This is a genomic window from Campylobacter sp. CNRCH_2013_0855, assembly GCF_025773025.1.
In the GTDB taxonomy this organism is placed as follows: domain Bacteria; phylum Campylobacterota; class Campylobacteria; order Campylobacterales; family Campylobacteraceae; genus Campylobacter_D; species Campylobacter_D jejuni_C.
Genome location: NZ_JAKMTE010000005.1, coordinates 11,730 through 27,381 on the forward strand (window position 1 = coordinate 11,730; position 15,652 = coordinate 27,381).

15 protein-coding genes are annotated in these 15,652 nt (G+C 30.6%); 6 read left to right on the plus strand and 9 right to left on the minus strand.

Annotated features, from left to right (window positions below):
• Window positions 1-81 precede the first annotated feature (81 nt).
• From L8X40_RS03715 to der, 5 genes are read right to left on the minus strand one after another with little or no spacing between them, the layout of a single operon-like run.
• Window positions 82-2,460 carry a tetratricopeptide repeat protein gene (locus L8X40_RS03715; protein WP_263667338.1) on the minus strand — a complete coding sequence of 793 codons (2,379 nt, stop codon included), beginning with the start codon at window positions 2,458-2,460 and terminating at the stop codon, window positions 82-84.
• An 8-nt stretch (window positions 2,461-2,468) separates the two neighbouring features.
• On the minus strand, window positions 2,469-3,704 hold the full coding sequence (serS, locus tag L8X40_RS03720; RefSeq protein ID WP_087699504.1) for a serine--tRNA ligase: 1,236 nt from the start codon (window positions 3,702-3,704) through the stop codon (window positions 2,469-2,471).
• Window positions 3,705-3,715: 11 nt separating this feature from the next.
• Window positions 3,716-4,675, minus strand: a complete 960-nt coding sequence (gene trpS, locus L8X40_RS03725) for a tryptophan--tRNA ligase (protein WP_263667339.1) — start codon at window positions 4,673-4,675, stop codon at window positions 3,716-3,718.
• The gene (locus L8X40_RS03730; RefSeq protein WP_261530258.1) at window positions 4,672-5,169 is read right to left on the minus strand and encodes a shikimate kinase; all 498 of its coding nucleotides are present in this window, start codon (window positions 5,167-5,169) and stop codon (window positions 4,672-4,674) included. The genes trpS and L8X40_RS03730 overlap by 4 nt, the downstream gene beginning before the upstream one ends.
• The gene (gene der, locus L8X40_RS03735) at window positions 5,153-6,538 is read right to left on the minus strand and encodes a ribosome biogenesis GTPase Der (protein ID WP_263667340.1); all 1,386 of its coding nucleotides are present in this window, start codon (window positions 6,536-6,538) and stop codon (window positions 5,153-5,155) included. The genes L8X40_RS03730 and der overlap by 17 nt, the downstream gene beginning before the upstream one ends.
• 100 nt (window positions 6,539-6,638) lie before the next feature.
• On the opposite strand from der, the gene L8X40_RS03740 reads away from it, so the two are divergent.
• The 6 genes from L8X40_RS03740 to pyrF are packed head-to-tail and all read left to right on the plus strand — an operon-like array spanning window position 6,639 to window position 11,307.
• Window positions 6,639-7,571, plus strand: a complete 933-nt coding sequence (locus tag L8X40_RS03740; RefSeq protein WP_087699496.1) for a DMT family transporter — start codon at window positions 6,639-6,641, stop codon at window positions 7,569-7,571.
• Window positions 7,561-8,922, plus strand: a complete 1,362-nt coding sequence (locus tag L8X40_RS03745; protein WP_214100521.1) for a uracil-xanthine permease family protein — start codon at window positions 7,561-7,563, stop codon at window positions 8,920-8,922. The genes L8X40_RS03740 and L8X40_RS03745 overlap by 11 nt, the downstream gene beginning before the upstream one ends.
• 19 nt (window positions 8,923-8,941) lie before the next feature.
• Window positions 8,942-9,745, plus strand: coding sequence for a 3-deoxy-8-phosphooctulonate synthase (gene kdsA, locus L8X40_RS03750; RefSeq protein WP_087699493.1), 804 nt, complete (start codon window positions 8,942-8,944; stop codon window positions 9,743-9,745).
• An 11-nt stretch (window positions 9,746-9,756) separates the two neighbouring features.
• Window positions 9,757-10,227, plus strand: a complete 471-nt coding sequence (gene ribE / locus L8X40_RS03755; RefSeq protein ID WP_214124644.1) for a 6,7-dimethyl-8-ribityllumazine synthase — start codon at window positions 9,757-9,759, stop codon at window positions 10,225-10,227.
• A gap of 1 nt (window position 10,228) precedes the next feature.
• A complete protein-coding gene (gene nusB, locus L8X40_RS03760; RefSeq protein ID WP_263667341.1) occupies window positions 10,229-10,627 on the plus strand; it encodes a transcription antitermination factor NusB in 399 nt (132 codons plus the stop codon).
• On the plus strand, window positions 10,624-11,307 hold the full coding sequence (pyrF, locus tag L8X40_RS03765) for an orotidine-5'-phosphate decarboxylase (protein WP_214126104.1): 684 nt from the start codon (window positions 10,624-10,626) through the stop codon (window positions 11,305-11,307). The genes nusB and pyrF overlap by 4 nt, the downstream gene beginning before the upstream one ends.
• A gap of 10 nt (window positions 11,308-11,317) precedes the next feature.
• Here the strand turns inward: pyrF and L8X40_RS03770 are convergent, their stop codons facing one another.
• The 4 genes from L8X40_RS03770 to L8X40_RS03785 are packed head-to-tail and all read right to left on the minus strand — an operon-like array spanning window position 11,318 to window position 15,650.
• Entirely contained in the window at window positions 11,318-11,731 is a 414-nt protein-coding gene (locus L8X40_RS03770) for an META domain-containing protein (protein ID WP_263667342.1), read from the minus strand.
• Window positions 11,732-11,743: 12 nt separating this feature from the next.
• Complete coding sequence (locus L8X40_RS03775; RefSeq protein WP_263667343.1) at window positions 11,744-13,336, minus strand: methyl-accepting chemotaxis protein; 1,593 nt, start codon at window positions 13,334-13,336, stop codon at window positions 11,744-11,746.
• 14 nt (window positions 13,337-13,350) lie between these two features.
• On the minus strand, window positions 13,351-14,883 hold the full coding sequence (gene purH, locus L8X40_RS03780) for a bifunctional phosphoribosylaminoimidazolecarboxamide formyltransferase/IMP cyclohydrolase (RefSeq protein WP_263667344.1): 1,533 nt from the start codon (window positions 14,881-14,883) through the stop codon (window positions 13,351-13,353).
• Window positions 14,880-15,650 carry a DnaJ domain-containing protein gene (locus L8X40_RS03785; RefSeq protein ID WP_263667345.1) on the minus strand — a complete coding sequence of 257 codons (771 nt, stop codon included), beginning with the start codon at window positions 15,648-15,650 and terminating at the stop codon, window positions 14,880-14,882. Before L8X40_RS03785 ends, purH begins: the two co-directional genes overlap by 4 nt.
• Window positions 15,651-15,652: the final 2 nt, after the last annotated feature.

Sequence of the window (15,652 nt, forward strand, 5' to 3'; positions counted from 1 at the left end):
CTTTATTAATTGAATTCATATATTTTTAATAATCAGAAATATTTTTATATTAATTAATACTTTCTTATGATTAAGAAAGTATTAATTTTTAATATCAAATGTGAAAAATTTACTTTTAAAATCGTTCCCTACTTTTTCGTATTGAAATATAGCCGGTTCTATATTTTGTACTTCATGGTATAAAAGTCCCAAAGCAAGCCTTGCTTCCAAAGTTTCCTCGTTTTCTAATCTTGCAAGTTCTAGTAAAGCAATAGCTGAATTTGGATTATTTGAGCCTATTGCAGCAACTGCAGCTAAAAATAAAGTTTGAGCATCTTTAATTTTATAATCATCAATTAAAATATTATAAAGTGTGTATGCTTCTTGGTATTCTTTTGCAAAAATATCGATATAAGCTAGTGCAAAAATCAAACCAATGGAGTTTTTACTACTCGTGGCAAGTCTTTTTTTGATATCGTTTCTAACATGATTAAGTAGGCCTGTGATTTGCATAAGTGTTACGTAACTATCTTTAACTATACCAGATCCACCAAATAAAGAATTAAAATCCAATTTTGCATTTAAGAAATATATTTGAGCTTGTTTGGCATATTCTTTAATATCAAGCTCCATATTTTTAGAATTAAAATATAAAATGTTGCTGATAATATCCTCACTAAGTAAATCCTTTAGTTCCTTGATTTTTTGATTTCTAAGGCTATCTAAGCTATTTCCATTTGCAGCTATAATAGTAAACATTAATTCCAAAGGTGTTGATTTTTTATTTGGAAGATTATCTAAGTAAGGAATCATAGAGGTATAGTCATTTCTAGATAGATATAATAAATATTTATAAATATTGTTATTTTGATCAATAGTGCTATCTGCTTGTAAATTTTCTAAAAATTCATTAATTAATTTTGTAGAATCTTTTTTTATTAAATCCATACAAAAAATAGCAAATATTCCAGCTATATAATTTTTTGGATTTAAGTGGTAAGCGGTTGAAAAATGTTTATAGGCATTGTTATAATCTTGTAATTGTGCATAGGTTAGTGCAAGATTATAATGAATTACATCATGGGCATGGTAAATTTCACTTAAGTTTTTAAATTCTTGGTTTGCTTCTCTTAAATGAAAATTAAAAGCTAAATTGATGGCATTAGATAATTCAACATTCACCCCAGATAAAGCTCTACTTCTAACAAGTAATTCATTTTCATACTCATAGCCTTGTATAAAATTTCCCAAGTCAGCTTTTGTGATAAGCTCCATGCTTTGTTTTATGTCAAAAACACGATAAGGTGCAAAATAAAATAACAAGTCATAAATTTGCTGTTTTCCTGTAATTAGCCTTTTAGCAAAATTTTGCTGAGCTATATCAATATTTGAAAAATTCCTTTTTAGTCTCGTTTTGATATTATAGTATTTTGCTCCTATATCTTTGTCTTTTATATATAAAGCTTTTAAAATCTGAGCTCCGCTATCATATTGCCCTGTTTTTAATTCTACTAAAGATAGAGCAACTTGACTCCTTGTTTTATGGGCGTCAATTTTGCTAGATTTTTCTAGATGTTCTTTTGCTTTAGAATAGTCTCCAATTCTAGCATATAGTAATCCTAGAGGAAGATTAACATCATATTCTTCTTGTTTTGATAAGAAATCAATTGCATATTTTTCGGATTGTAAAGCGGAATAAATTTTCCCACTAAGATAATAAGATTTGTCTTTGTATGACTGGCTGTTAACTTTCATAAACATTTGTAATGCTTCTGGAAAATAGCCTTGGTAATAATTAATTAAACCAAGATAATAATCATATAGTGAAGATTTTGAGTCTTGAGGAAGATATACCTTTGCAAGGTCGATATAATAATCAAATTTTGTTTTATCTCCTAGATAAAAATAACATACTGCTAAATTAATTGCCGCTGCCACTTTGTGTTCTTCTAATTCTAAAGATTGTTTGAAATTTTCTATAGCGCTAATATAATCTTTTTGTTTCATTTGGGCTACGCCAAGATTATAGCTAGATAAAGATTGATTAAAAATATTAATGTTATTATAAAGTTCTAGAGCACTTTCTACATCACCTTTTTCGTATAATAAATTAGCTTTTTGTACCACAAGATCTAATGCTGATTGTTTTACTTTTGTGATGCTTGTGCTAGCATTGTCGTCTAAGACTTGAGTATTTAAAACGGATTTTTTGTCTTCTTTGAAAATTATGAGTAAAATTAAGACTATAAGTAGTATTAAAGCAAGACTTCCAAGTGCTGAAATTAAAATAATGAATTTTTTATCAAAATATTTTTTCTTTTCCTCATGTTGTGGCGTTTGAGGTTCATCTTCTACTCTTTGGAAAGTACTTTCTTCTTCTAGTTCAGGAGGAATTATTCCAGGAGGAATGGTTTGCTCTTCCACTCCTGGATTTTCATCAAGATCTGAAAATTGTTTGTCTAGTGCTACTTCTTCAGCCATGTTCCCTCTTAAAAGTATTTTCTTAACACATCAGGAATTCTTATATTTCCATCTTTTTCTTGATAATTTTCCATAATAGCTACCAACGTTCTACCAACAGCTAATGAAGAACCATTAAGTGTGTGAACCAATTCGTTTTTGCCTTTATCATTTTTAAAGCGAATTTTTGCACGTCTTGCTTGAAAATCTTTGCAATTTGACACAGAGCTAATTTCACGGTATTTATTTTGTGATGGAAGCCAAACTTCTAAATCTACTGTTTTAGCAGCTGAAAAACCTAAATCTCCAGTACAAAGCATCAAATGTCTATGTGCTAGACCTAAAGAACTTAGCAAATCACTAGCACAATTTAGCATTTCTTCAAACATCAATTCACTTTGGTCAGGCTTGCATATGCTAACAAGTTCCACTTTTTCAAATTGATGTTGTCTTATAATACCCCTTGTATCTCTACCTGCACTTCCTGCTTCTTGTCTAAAACAAGCACTATAACAAGTCATTTTTAAAGGTAATTCTTCTTGAGTTAAAATTTCATTAGAATAAAGATTAGTTACGGGGATCTCAGAGGTTGAGATGAGGTATAAATCATCATTTTCTATCTTATACATATCGTCTTTAAATTTAGGAAGTTGTCCAGTGCCATACATGGTTGTACTATTTACTAAAAATGGTACATTAACTAATTCAAAACCTCTACTTCTATTAAAATCTATCATATAATTTACTAAAGCTCTACTTAGCAAAGCTCCCTCATTTTTAAGTACACAAAAGCGACTTTGTGAGATTTTAACCCCTCTAGCAAAATCAAGCCAATTTAACTTTTCTCCCAAATCATGATGTTCTTTGATTTCAAAATCAAAGCTTGGTGGAGTCAGAATTTTTTTTAATTCTACATTCTCATCCTCATCTTCTCCAAAAGGCACACAATCATCAGGGATATTTGGTATTGCTAGGGCAATTTGTTCTAATTTTTCTTCTAGTGTGCTAACGATTTTTGATTGAGTATTAATTTTTTCTTTATTTTGACTTAGTTGCGCTTTTAAACTTTCTTTATCTTGCGCTGTTGCAAGTTCTTTACTAAATTTATTTTGAAAAGCTTGAAATTCTTCTAAAAGTGCTTTTTCTTTTTTTAAATTTATAAATAAATCACTCAGCTCTTTAAGTAAATTTTCATCCACTTTTTTAGCTTTTAGTTTTTGTGCAATTTCATCAAAATTATTTTGCAAAAGTTTTAAATCTAACATTCTAGCTCCTTTTATAGTCCTATTTTAGCATAAATTTTTTCCATTGTTTCTTGGGCTTGTTTTTTTGCTTTGCTTGCTCCAAATTCTAAAATCTCTTCAATTTTAGAAGGATTAGCTAGTAATTTTTCATATTCTTCCTTAGCCGAGGCAAAATACTCACTAATGATTTCATTTAGATACATTTTAAAATGCCCATAGCCTTCGCCACCTTTTTTATAGCGACTTTTTAAAGCCTCTTGTTTTGTATTGTTTAAAAATAATTTTGCGATTTTAAATACATTACAATTTTGCCAATCTTTTGGATCTTCTAAAGCCGTACTATCTGTGACAATAGATGAAATTTGTTTTTTAATAGCTTTTGGTGTATTAAAAATATCGATTGTATTTTGATAAGACTTGCTCATTTTGGCTCCATCAGTACCAGGTACTACTGCAACTTCATCATTAACTTTAGCTTGAGGTAGGGTAAAAATTTCACCCCATTCATTATTTACTTTTAAGGCGATATCTCTTGCTATTTCAACGTGTTGAATTTGATCTTTACCTACAGGAACTATTTGAGCATTGAAAAGTAAAATATCTGCAGCCATTAAAACAGGATAGGAAAAAAGTCCATGATTAGCATTTAAACCTTTGGCAATTTTATCTTTATAACTATGTGCTCTTTCTAAAAGTCCCATTGGGGTAAATTGAGATAGAATCCAATAAAACTCCATCACTTCTTTTACATCACTTTGTAGCCAAAACACGCTTTTTTGCGGATCAATCCCTAAACTTAAAAAAGCTGCCGCAGCCTTAAGTGAATTTTGTTTAAGTTTTTCTCCATCAAAACTTGAAGTCATGGCATGATAATTTGCTATAAACATATACATTTGATTTTCTTCTTGCATATTTAGCATTTGTTTTATAGAGCCAAAATAATTTCCTATATGCAAATCCCCGCTTGGTTGCAATCCTGTAATAACTCTCATTTCACCTCTTTTTTAATTTCTTTAATAATCTCGTTAATGCTTTTATTTTCAATATTTATAGTAATGTTTGCTTTTTTTTCATATTTTTTTACTCTTTGATCAAAAAGAATTTTGGCATTATTTGTATTTGCAAGTAAAGGTCTAGTGGTTAATCCCTCCTTGTTTAATCTTTGTAAAAGATAATCAAAACTCGCTTTTAAGTAAACGATAGTACCAATATTTTTTAATTTTTTTTGTTCTATGAAGCCACCGCCACTTGCAATAGAGCAATTTTGCAAACAATGTAAAAACAAAGCTATTTTTTGCTCTTCCTTGCGGAATTTTTTTTCTCCATATGTTTTGAAAAAATCATTAATTTCAAGATTAAATTTTTCTTTGATTAAACTGTCTGTATCTAAAAATACTTTATCGTATTTTTTAGCATAAGCTCTTGCTATAGTTGTTTTACCACAGCCCATAAAGCCTACAAAAAGGAGATTATCCTTCTTGCTCATCTTTGCTACCTTTTTTTCTTGAAGCTAAAATCAAAGGAACACCTTCAAAGTTAAATTGTTTTCTAATTTGGTTTTGTAAATATCGTTTATAACTAAAATGCAAAGCTTTTGGTCTATTCATAATTAGAGCTATTTTTGGAGGTGCTAAGTCATATTGAACTGCATAATAAATTTTTACTAATTTACCATAATCATGTGGTAGTGGGTGGGCTTTAGTGGCTTCTTCTACCAAGGCATTTAATTTTGCAGTTGGAATTTTTTGTGTGAAATTTGCAAAAACTTCTAAAATTTTATCCAAAAGTACATGCACTCTTTTTCCGCTTAAAGCTGATACGCTTACAACGGGTGCATAAGCTAGAAATTTAAAACGATCTAGTTTTAATTCTTTTAAAGTTTTATCAAAATCAAGCTCACTTTTATCCCATTTATTAAGCACGATAATCACACCTAAACAATGCTTAGCAGCAAGTCCTGCAATACGCTCATCGAGTTCGTTAAAACCTTCAGCCGCATCTAGCACTAAAAGTGCAATTTGAGCATTAGCTAGGGCATATTCAGTTCTATTTAGCGCATAACGCTCTAAGCCTTGTATTTTCCCACGTTTTCTAATACCTGCAGTGTCTACAAATTCGATGATTTTATCTTTATGTATAATGCTTTCATTAACAGGATCGATCGTAGTACCTGCTATATCACTTACCACGCTACGTTCTTCTTTAACTAAGGCATTTAAAAGACTTGATTTTCCTACATTTACCCTGCCGATAATTCCCACTTTAATATGATTTTCATTGATGGTTTTTAGCTTAAAATCTCCGCTATTTTCATCAAAATTTTCTAAATAACTTTCAAAGTCTTCTTCTTCATCTGCATTTAAATAACTTTCATTTAAAAACTTACCAGCCCACATACAAAGTTCATCAATGCCTATATTATGTGTAACCGAGATGTTAAAAACTTCTTTTACTCCAAAATTAGAAAATTCCCAAGATCTTTCTTCGTCTTTTTTGTTATCGACTTTATTGATTACTAAAGCTATGGGTTTGTTAAGTTTTTTCATTTCATAAAAAAATGCTTTATCTTCATCATCAGGTAAAAATTTACCATCCACCATATAAAAGATAATATCGCTATTTTTAGCAGCTTTAAGCGAATTTGCTTTGACATTTTTAAAAAGCTCATTGCTCTCATCAAGCCCACCACTATCTATCAATAAAGCTTTTTTGCCATCAATTTCTACTTCTATTTTGTTAGTATCTCTTGTAGTTCCGCTTATGTCACTAGTTATCGCAATGCGTTTTTTTGCAAGTCTATTAAAAAGACTTGATTTACCAACATTTGGTTTTCCTATTAAAATAATACTTTGCATTAATACTCATTTTTTAAATTTTTATTTGTGATTATATAAAAATTGCCTTAAAATTAAGCAAAAAAGACTAAAATAACGGGAATTTTTATATGGAATTTATATGTTAAGAATAGTTAAAAAGAATTTAGGTATATATTTTATGATTATTGCTTCCATAGAATTTGCACTTGTAGGTGCTTGTGCAAAAATTCTTAGTGAAGAATTATCATCGATTGAAATTATGTTTTTTAGAAATATTATAGGAACAGCTTTTATGCTTTATGCGCTTTCAAAATTAAATTTTCATAAAAGTGGCGGACATCTTGGACTGCTTATTTTTAGAGGTATTATAGGAACGATTGCTTTATATCTTTTCTTTTATAATGTTTCTAATATTTCATTAGGCGGTGCTTTTGCTTTTCAAAAAACAGCACCTATTTTTATAGCTTTGATTGCTTTTTTGTTTTTTAAAGAAAGTTTAGGAATAAAAGCTTGTTTTGGGATTTTGATCGCGTTTATAGGAGTGTTGTTAATTTGTCAACCTTTTGCAGATAGCACTATGCATTCAGGTTTTGATTTAAAAAATAGTATTTTAGGAATTTTAAGTGGTTTTTGTGCAGCTTTAGCGCTAACTAGTGTAAGAGAACTTAGAAAATCATACCCAGCACCTTTTATAGCTTTATCTTTTGTTTTAATTGGTACTCTTATGCCTTTAATGTCTATGATTATAGGTTCTTTTTATGAAATAAAAGAGCTTGATTTTTTAATTGCTCCTTTTGTTATGCCTAGTCTTAAAGCTTGGATTTTTATTGTTTTAATGGGAATTTTTGGAGCAATGTATCAAATTCATGTTACTAAAGCTTATGGTGTAGCAAAAAAGGCAGGGATTGTTGCAGGGGTTAGTTATATAGATGTAGTTTTTACTTTATTTTTGGGCATATTATTAGGAGATGAATTTCCTAGTTTTATGGTTTTTATAGGAATTTTTAGCATTATTTTAGGAGGAATTATTTTGGTTAGTAAGCAAACAAAAGGAAAGAAAAATGGAAAATAAAGCAGATTTAATTTATGGTTTAGAAGATAAACCACCTTTTGCTAAGGCGTTTTTTGCTGCATTAGTGCATTTGATGGCTATGTTTGTGGCTGTGATTACACCTGCTTTGTTAATTTGCAAGGGTCTTGGAATAGATGATGCTAATACAGCTAGAATTATATGTATGTCACTTTTTGCTTCAGGTGTTGCTTCGCTTTTGCAGATTAAAACTTGGGGTCCTATAGGGAGCGGACTTTTATCTATTCAAGGGACTAGTTTTAACTTTGTTGCGCCTATTATTTTAGGTGGGCTTGTTTTAAAAAATAATGGTTTATCGCAAGAAGCAATGCTTGGAGCTATTTTTGGCACTTTGATGCTTTGTTCTACTACTGAAATGATTATTTCTCAAATTTTACCTTTTGTAAGAAGAGTGATTTCGCCTTTGGTTTCTGGTATAGTAGTGATGATTATAGGTCTTAGTTTGATTAATGTTGGCCTTGTAAGTGCAGGGGGTGGATTTGCGGCTAAAGCAAGTGGTGAGTTTGGTTCTTTGCAAAATTTATTATTAGCCGGAGTTGTAATTTTAAGTATTATTGTTTTAAATCGTTTTAATAATGCCTATATAAGAATTTCTTCTTTATTTATAGCTATGATAATAGGGCTTTTAGTGGCTATGACTTTTGAAAATTTTAGCTTTGATTTTAATGAAAATTTGCCTTTAGTGTTTTTACCTGATCCTTTGCATTATGGTTTGAGTATTGATTATAATCTCATTTTGCCTTTGATCTTGGTTTTTATGGTAACTTCTTTAGAAACTATTGGTGATATTAGTGCTACTAGCGAAGTTTCCAATCAGCCGGTTAAAGGTGAACTTTATGCAAAAAGATTAAAAGGTGGGGTTTTAGCAAATGGTTTTAATTCCTTTGTTTCAGCCTTTTTTAATACTTTTCCAAACTCATGTTTTGGGCAAAATAATGGCGTTATAGCTTTAACGGGTGTTGCAAGTCGCTATGTGGGGTTTATTGTAGCTTTTATGTTGATGATTTTGGGTTTATTTCCTATTGTGGCTGATATTACTTTGCAAATTCCAGAGCCTATTTTAGGTGGAGCAACTTTAGTAATGTTTGGTACTATAGCCGCAACGGGTGTTAGGATTATTTCTAAAGAAAATTTAAATCGTCGCTCCATTATCATTATAGCTATGAGTTTAGGTATAGGGCTTGGAGTTTCTAATAATCCTGATATTTTAGAATTTATGCCAATGTGGTTTAAAACTTTATTTTCTTCAGGGATTGCAGCAGGTGGGATTACAGCTATTATTTTAAATTTTGTTTTCCCTCTTGAAGAAAATAATAAAAATAAAGTAAAATAATAAAAAACAAGGAAAAATGATGAAAAAAATGATACTAATAGCAGGGCCTTGTGTGATAGAAAATGAAGAACTAGTCTTTAAGGTAGCGCAAGAGCTTGAATGCTTTTTAAAAGATGATAGAATTGATTTTTATTTTAAATCAAGTTTTGATAAAGCAAATAGAACTAGTATTAATAGTTTTAGAGGACCAGGTCTTGAAAAAGGTTTGGAAATTTTGCAAAAAGTGAAAGATAAATTTGGTATGCAAATTCTTACTGATATTCATGAGAGTTCTCAGGCAAGTGTTGCGGCTGAGGTTGTAGATGTTTTACAAATTCCAGCCTTTTTATGCAGGCAAACTGATTTATTAGTAGCTGCTGCTAAAACAAAGGCTAAGGTAAATGTAAAAAAGGGACAATTTTTAAATCCTGAAGATATTAAATATAGTGTAGCTAAAATTTTACAAACTAGAGGCATCAACGAAGAAGGTTTTGAAATAGCCAAAGAAAATGGGGTTTTTGTAGCTGAGAGAGGTTCGAGTTTTGGCTATGGAAATTTAGTTGTAGATATGAGAAGTTTGGTTATCATGAGAAAATATGCTCCAGTTATTTTTGATGCTACTCATAGTGTGCAAATGCCAGGAGCAAATGGTGGAAGTAGTGGAGGCAAAAGTGAATTTGTAGAGCCTTTAGCAAGAGCTGCTGCTAGTGTAGGTATAGATGGATTTTTCTTTGAAACGCACATTGATCCTTGCAAAGCTTTATGCGATGGACCAAATATGCTTGATCTTTCAAGACTTAAAAACTGCGTAAATACGCTTTTAAAAATTCAAGAAATCATTTAAAAAGGAAAATTATGAATATAATAGAAGGAAATTTAAGTTTAAAAGGTGATGAGAAAATTGCGATTATCAATGCAAGATTTAATCATATCATCACAGATCGTTTAGTTGAAGGTGCTAAAGATGCTTTTTTAAGACATGGGGGTAAGGAAGAAAACTTAAGTCTTATTTTAGTGCCAGGTGCTTTTGAAATTCCTTTTGCATTAAAACAAGCTTGTGAGAGTAAAAAATTTGATGGAATTTGTTGTGTTGGAGCGGTAATTCGTGGAAGTACACCACATTTTGATTATGTAGCAGCTGAAACTACCAAAGGTATAGCAAGCGTAGGGCTTGGAGCTAATGTGCCTGTAAGCTTTGGAGTTTTAACAACCGATACTTTAGAGCAAGCTATAGAAAGAGCAGGTAGTAAAGCAGGTAATAAAGGCTTTGAAGCTATGCTTACTGTAGTTGAAATGCTTAATTTAATCCAAAAAATTAAGGCTTAAGATGGCTACTAGACACCAAGTAAGACAAAGTATAGTTTCTTTGCTTTATGCAGCACAGTTAAACCAAGAAAATAAAGATTTTATCAATGAATTTTTAGATGAGAAAAAAATTCGTAATGACCAAAGAAAATTCACTCTAGATTTATATAATGGTATTAATGAGCAACTTACTTTGCTTGATGAGAAAATCAATGAGTGTTTAAAAGAGCATAAGTTAGATGGAGTAGCTAATATAGAAAAGGCTATTTTGCGTTTGGGTGCTTATGAGATTTTATTTACATCTACACAAAAAGCGATTGTTATTAATGAGGCTATAGAGCTTGCAAAAGAAATGGCAGGAGATAATGCTCCTAAATTTATCAATGGAGTACTAGATAAAATCAACAAGGAAGAACAATGAAGCTTTGTGTAGCTTTTGATGTAGCAAGTTATGATGAATGTATAAATTTAGCCAAAGAATTAAAAGGTTTAGATCTTTGGGTTAAAATAGGGCTTAGATCATATTTAAGAGATGGAATAAAGCTTTTAGAGGCGATTAAAAAAGTGGATGATTTTAAAATCTTTTTAGATTTAAAGCTTTATGATATACCAAATACTATGGCAGATGCTTGCGAAGAACTTGCTAAGCTTGATGTGGATATGTTTAATATCCATGCAAGTGCAGGTAAAAGTGCTATGTGTATGATTATGGAGCGTTTAAACGCTTTAAGTAAAAGACCTTTGGTGCTTGCTGTGTCTGCTTTAACTAGTTTTGATGAGCAAGAATTTTTTAGTGTATATAAACAAGATATCAAACAAGCCGTTAAGGATTTTTCTAAAATTAGCTATGAAAGTGGTCTTGATGGTATGGTTTGTTCGGTATATGAAAGTTTATTGATAAAAGAAAACACTAATTCAAATTTTATCACATTAACCCCTGGAATTCGTCCTTTTAAAGAAAATTCAGACGATCAAAAAAGAGTAGCTGATATACAGTGTGCTAAGGATAATTTGTCAGATTTTATCGTGGTTGGAAGACCTATTTATAAAGCAAAAGAACCTAGAAAGGTTTGTGAGGATATATTAGAGCATTTAAAATAAGCCTTTAGGCTTATTTTAAATATACTTTCATTTTTTTATTTTCCAAAACAATTCCATCATCATCGCTAGTAATTTGAAAATCTCCGTTGAAATTTCTTAAGAAATTATCTTCAAATTTCATAGATTCTTGATCACAAAGCATTTTTGTTGAAGCAAGATTATCTTCTATTTTAATGCTATTTCCTTGATCTTTATAGCCACCAAAAAATCTATTACATCCTGAAATACCAAAAACTCTTTTGTCCTTATTATCAAAACTAATGCTTGCTTTAGAATTTTGAGGAAGTTCATAGCTTTTTCCATTAGCTTCATAAGAACTTATGGTAAATTCTTTATTTTGTAAATCATCAACACTTAAATTTGCCACAGAACACCCACTAAAAATAGCTAAGCTTGCTATACTTAATGTAATTATTTTTTTCATTTTGATTCTCCTTTATACATGAAAATGTTTTAATTCATCTTCTAAATTTTGACAAACTACATTTAACTCATGAGCAACATCAAGTAAAATTTTTGAAATTTCTTCATTTTTGTCGCTTAATTTTACTGTTTCTTGCATTTTATCAAGCAAAGATTGTAAAGTTTCTTGTGTACTTGAGATTTTTTGCATACAAGCATTTGCTAAATCTCTTGCATTTTCATTGCAAACTTTTACTTCATTAGTTCCTTCTACAAGATCTTTTGCATCTTGATTTAGAGAATTAATTTCTTTAGCATTGTGTTTTAACTCTTTGGAAACTTCATTAATACTATCTACTAATTGCTTGGTCACAATAGCAATATTTTTTAAAAATTCTTCTGAGTTTTGAGCAAGATTTCTTACATCTTCAGCAATAACTGAAAAACCGCGACCAAATTCCCCAGCACGTGCTGCTTCAATACCTGCATTTAAAGATAATAGATTGGTTTTATCAGCTATTTCTCCCATCATATCAGAAGCTTTTTTAATCTCTTCTGCTTGTTTTTCCATAACTTCAACTTTTTGAGATAACACATCTTCATTTTCTGCAACAACTCTTACTTTGTCAACTACCTGATTTAGTGAATCAAGCATAGTGTTTAAAACTTCAAAAGATTTTGTATTTGCCTTATTTGCATTGTTTGAAAGTTCAGCAAGATCTTGCAATTCTGTATGTATTTGCTCGCTTAAATGATAAGATTCATCAGTTTTTGTATGACCTTCTTTAGTTCTATTTGCTAGATCAAGTGCATTGGCATTTAAAAGTTTAGATTGTTTATCTACCATTTGAGAATTTTCATTAGTAGAAATCACTGCATTTTGAATTTTTTCAATAAATTGATTAATATAAGTACAAGCCTTACCTATCTCATCAGTACTTTTTATGTTAATTCTTGCGCGTAAATCTCCATCGCCACTAGCTAATTCTTTAGCGTGTTTTAAAAGATCTAAAACAGGATTACCCACAACTATTTTCAAGATATAAAGTACAGCAAAAACAGTAAAAAGTAAAGCTATACTAAAAATCACAATATAGGTTCTAGCTGAACTTGCCAAATCATCATCTATATGTTTTAAGTCATTATACATATCCATAACCCCTAAAACATCACCTTCTTTAGCATTAGCATGACAAGCTAAGCAACTTTCATTAGCAATTAATGGGCGTATGAGTCTTAGATAATGCCCTTGATCATTATTAATCTCAACCGCTTTAATTTCTGGTTTGTTAAATTGCTCATTGATAATACTTTCATCACTTTTTGTATATTTTTGCATTTCAAAAAGCTCAATGGTGCTTTTGGAAGGATAAATTTTAATATCTTTTATGCCTTCTATTTCACCTGCTTCTTTTATAGCTTGTTCTATAATGGCAGGATCACCCAAATTCATCGCCATTCTTAGTGTTTGAAAAACAGAAGTGCTTAAGGTATCTAAATTTGCACGGCTGATTCTATCGGTCGTTTGCTGAGAGTCTTTTTGTAAAATAATTTGCATAATAATAAAACTAATTAGCAATGTAGAAATCATTGCTAAAGATATCTTTGCACCTATGCTTTTAAACATTTAAACTCCTTGTATTAATGTAAAAAGTGTCTTACGCCACTAAAATATAATGCAATACCATATTCATTAGCAGCTTGGATGATATCCTCATCTCTTATACTTCCACCTGGTTCGATGATGGCTTTTACACCTATTTTGCTGGCCTCATCTATGCTATCTCTAAATGGAAAAAAAGCCTCGCTTGCTAAAACACAACCATTTAAATCAAGTCCCATTTCCTTGGCTTTATTAATAGCTGCTTTAGCTGCATCAATACGACTTGTCATGCCCATGCCAATAGCCACCATAGCACCATTTTTTACATAAACTACGTTATTTGATTTGGTAAATGCAGCAATTTTCATAGCTATTTCAAGATCTTTTAATTCTTGTTCGCTAGCTTTTCTTTCACTTTTTAACACCGCATTTTTTAATTCATCTTCTTTAACTTCATCACTGTCTTGATATACAAAACCACCATCAATATGTTTAAAATCATATTTGTCATAAGCTCTAGTTAAAAATGGCGCTTTTTGTGTAAAGATTTTAATACGCTTTTTATCTTTAAATACTTCCAAAGCATCATCATCTACATTTGCTGCAATGATTACTTCTATATAAATTTCATTGATTTTTTGTGCCAATTCTTTATCTAAAGTTCCATTGATAGCTACAACCCCACCATAAGCACTTAAGGTATCGCATTTAAGCGCATGGATATAGCTTTGGAGTAAGTTTTCTTTTATGGCAAATCCACAAGCATTTGCATGTTTTACAATGGCTACTGCTGGAGCTTTATCAAAAGCACTTGCTAAATTTAAAGCTGCGTTGATATCGGTTAGATTGTTAAAACTTGCTTCACCCTTTAAGGTTGTAAAATTGTGTGTGAAAAAGTCATCAAATTCATATAAGGCGCCTTTTTGATGAGGATTTTCTCCATATCTTGTATCAAACACTTTTTGACCAACAATAAATTTACTTGCACCAAAACCACCATTAAAACGCTCATTCATATAATTTGCTATATAAGCATCATAATTTGCTGTATGCTCATAAGCTTTGATCATCAATACTCTTCTAAAATCAAGATCTAAAGTATTATCTTTTAAGGCTTGTATGATTTTATCATAGTCTAAAATATCACAAACTACAATGACATTTTTAAAGTTTTTTGCACCACTACGTATCATAGCAGGACCACCGATATCAATATTTTCTACAATCTCATCAAAATCTTGGGTTAAAATTGTAGTTTTTTTGAAAGGATATAAATTCACACAAAGTAAGTCTATGCTTTCAATATTATGCTCTTTAGCTTGCTTTTGGTGATTCTCATCTTCTCTTTTGTATAAAATTCCACCATGAATTTTTGGGTGTAAGGTTTTTACGCGTCCTTCAAACATTTCAGGGCTTTGAGTAAAATCACTAACTTCTTGTACTTGCAAGTTATTTTCTTTTAAAAGCTTGTAAGTACCTCCAGTAGATAAAAGCTCAAAACCTAATTTTGCAAGCTCACTAGCAAATTCTACCACTCCTTCTTTATCACTAACACTAATTAGTGCTTTCATTGATTTTTCCTTTCTATGTATTGTTTTAAAAATTCATAAGATTCATTAACTTCTTGAAATTTTTTTACACCTTCTTTTATTTTTGCTTCATCGCTGTTGTTTGCGTTTAAAATATCAGGATGATATTTTTTAGCAAGTTCTCTATAGCGTTTTTTAAGCTCTTGTAAATTTACATTTTCGCTTACACCTAAAATCTCACATGCTTTTTGCAAATTCATACCTACTTTTTGAGTTTGCATAGAATTTAGAAGTCTCTCAAGTATGTTTACATCAAGATTAAAGGCTTTGATAATGGCTTTTAATACATCTTTTTTAGTGCTGTTAAGTTCCCCATCAATCAAGGCCATTGCGACCAAAACATTTAATATATTAATTCTTTCTTGTTGAGGTAAAGGTACTTCCTTGATGAGTTCTTTGGCTACTTCATAGGTATCATTTAAGGTGTTTTTGTGTTCATTGAAACTTTGTTTTAAAAACTCTCTTTCTCTTGAATCTTTAGCATTATAATCAAGAATTTGTGAGATCATATTAGCTTCATTTTCGCTAACTCTGCCATCGCTTTTTGCTATTTTTGCTAAAAGTGCTATAACATAGTAGTTTAATCTTCTTTTAAAGCCATCAATTCTTTCTTCGTGATAGCCTTGCTTAAAACCTTGAGAGAAGCTTTTAGCTCCTTTTTTAAAAGAGCTTAAAAGATCATCTTTACCCCATGTTTTATAATACCAATAAAATGCCAAAATTGCCAATACAAGTAAAATAAAAAGCATTT

Excerpts from the sequence above, each read along its gene's own strand:
- L8X40_RS03715 (WP_263667338.1), bottom strand. The coding sequence starts at position 2,460 with ATGGCTGAAGAAGTAGCACTAGACAAACAATTTTCAGATCTTGATGAA.
- serS (WP_087699504.1), bottom strand. The coding sequence starts at position 3,704 with ATGTTAGATTTAAAACTTTTGCAAAATAATTTTGATGAAATTGCACAA.
- trpS (WP_263667339.1), bottom strand. The coding sequence starts at position 4,675 with ATGAGAGTTATTACAGGATTGCAACCAAGCGGGGATTTGCATATAGGA.
- L8X40_RS03730 (WP_261530258.1), bottom strand. The coding sequence starts at position 5,169 with ATGAGCAAGAAGGATAATCTCCTTTTTGTAGGCTTTATGGGCTGTGGT.
- der (WP_263667340.1), bottom strand. The coding sequence starts at position 6,538 with ATGCAAAGTATTATTTTAATAGGAAAACCAAATGTTGGTAAATCAAGT.
- L8X40_RS03740 (WP_087699496.1), top strand. The coding sequence starts at position 6,639 with ATGTTAAGAATAGTTAAAAAGAATTTAGGTATATATTTTATGATTATT.
- L8X40_RS03745 (WP_214100521.1), top strand. The coding sequence starts at position 7,561 with ATGGAAAATAAAGCAGATTTAATTTATGGTTTAGAAGATAAACCACCT.
- kdsA (WP_087699493.1), top strand. The coding sequence starts at position 8,942 with ATGAAAAAAATGATACTAATAGCAGGGCCTTGTGTGATAGAAAATGAA.
- ribE (WP_214124644.1), top strand. The coding sequence starts at position 9,757 with ATGAATATAATAGAAGGAAATTTAAGTTTAAAAGGTGATGAGAAAATT.
- nusB (WP_263667341.1), top strand. The coding sequence starts at position 10,229 with ATGGCTACTAGACACCAAGTAAGACAAAGTATAGTTTCTTTGCTTTAT.
- pyrF (WP_214126104.1), top strand. The coding sequence starts at position 10,624 with ATGAAGCTTTGTGTAGCTTTTGATGTAGCAAGTTATGATGAATGTATA.
- L8X40_RS03770 (WP_263667342.1), bottom strand. The coding sequence starts at position 11,731 with ATGAAAAAAATAATTACATTAAGTATAGCAAGCTTAGCTATTTTTAGT.
- L8X40_RS03775 (WP_263667343.1), bottom strand. The coding sequence starts at position 13,336 with ATGTTTAAAAGCATAGGTGCAAAGATATCTTTAGCAATGATTTCTACA.
- purH (WP_263667344.1), bottom strand. The coding sequence starts at position 14,883 with ATGAAAGCACTAATTAGTGTTAGTGATAAAGAAGGAGTGGTAGAATTT.
- L8X40_RS03785 (WP_263667345.1), bottom strand. The coding sequence starts at position 15,650 with ATGCTTTTTATTTTACTTGTATTGGCAATTTTGGCATTTTATTGGTAT.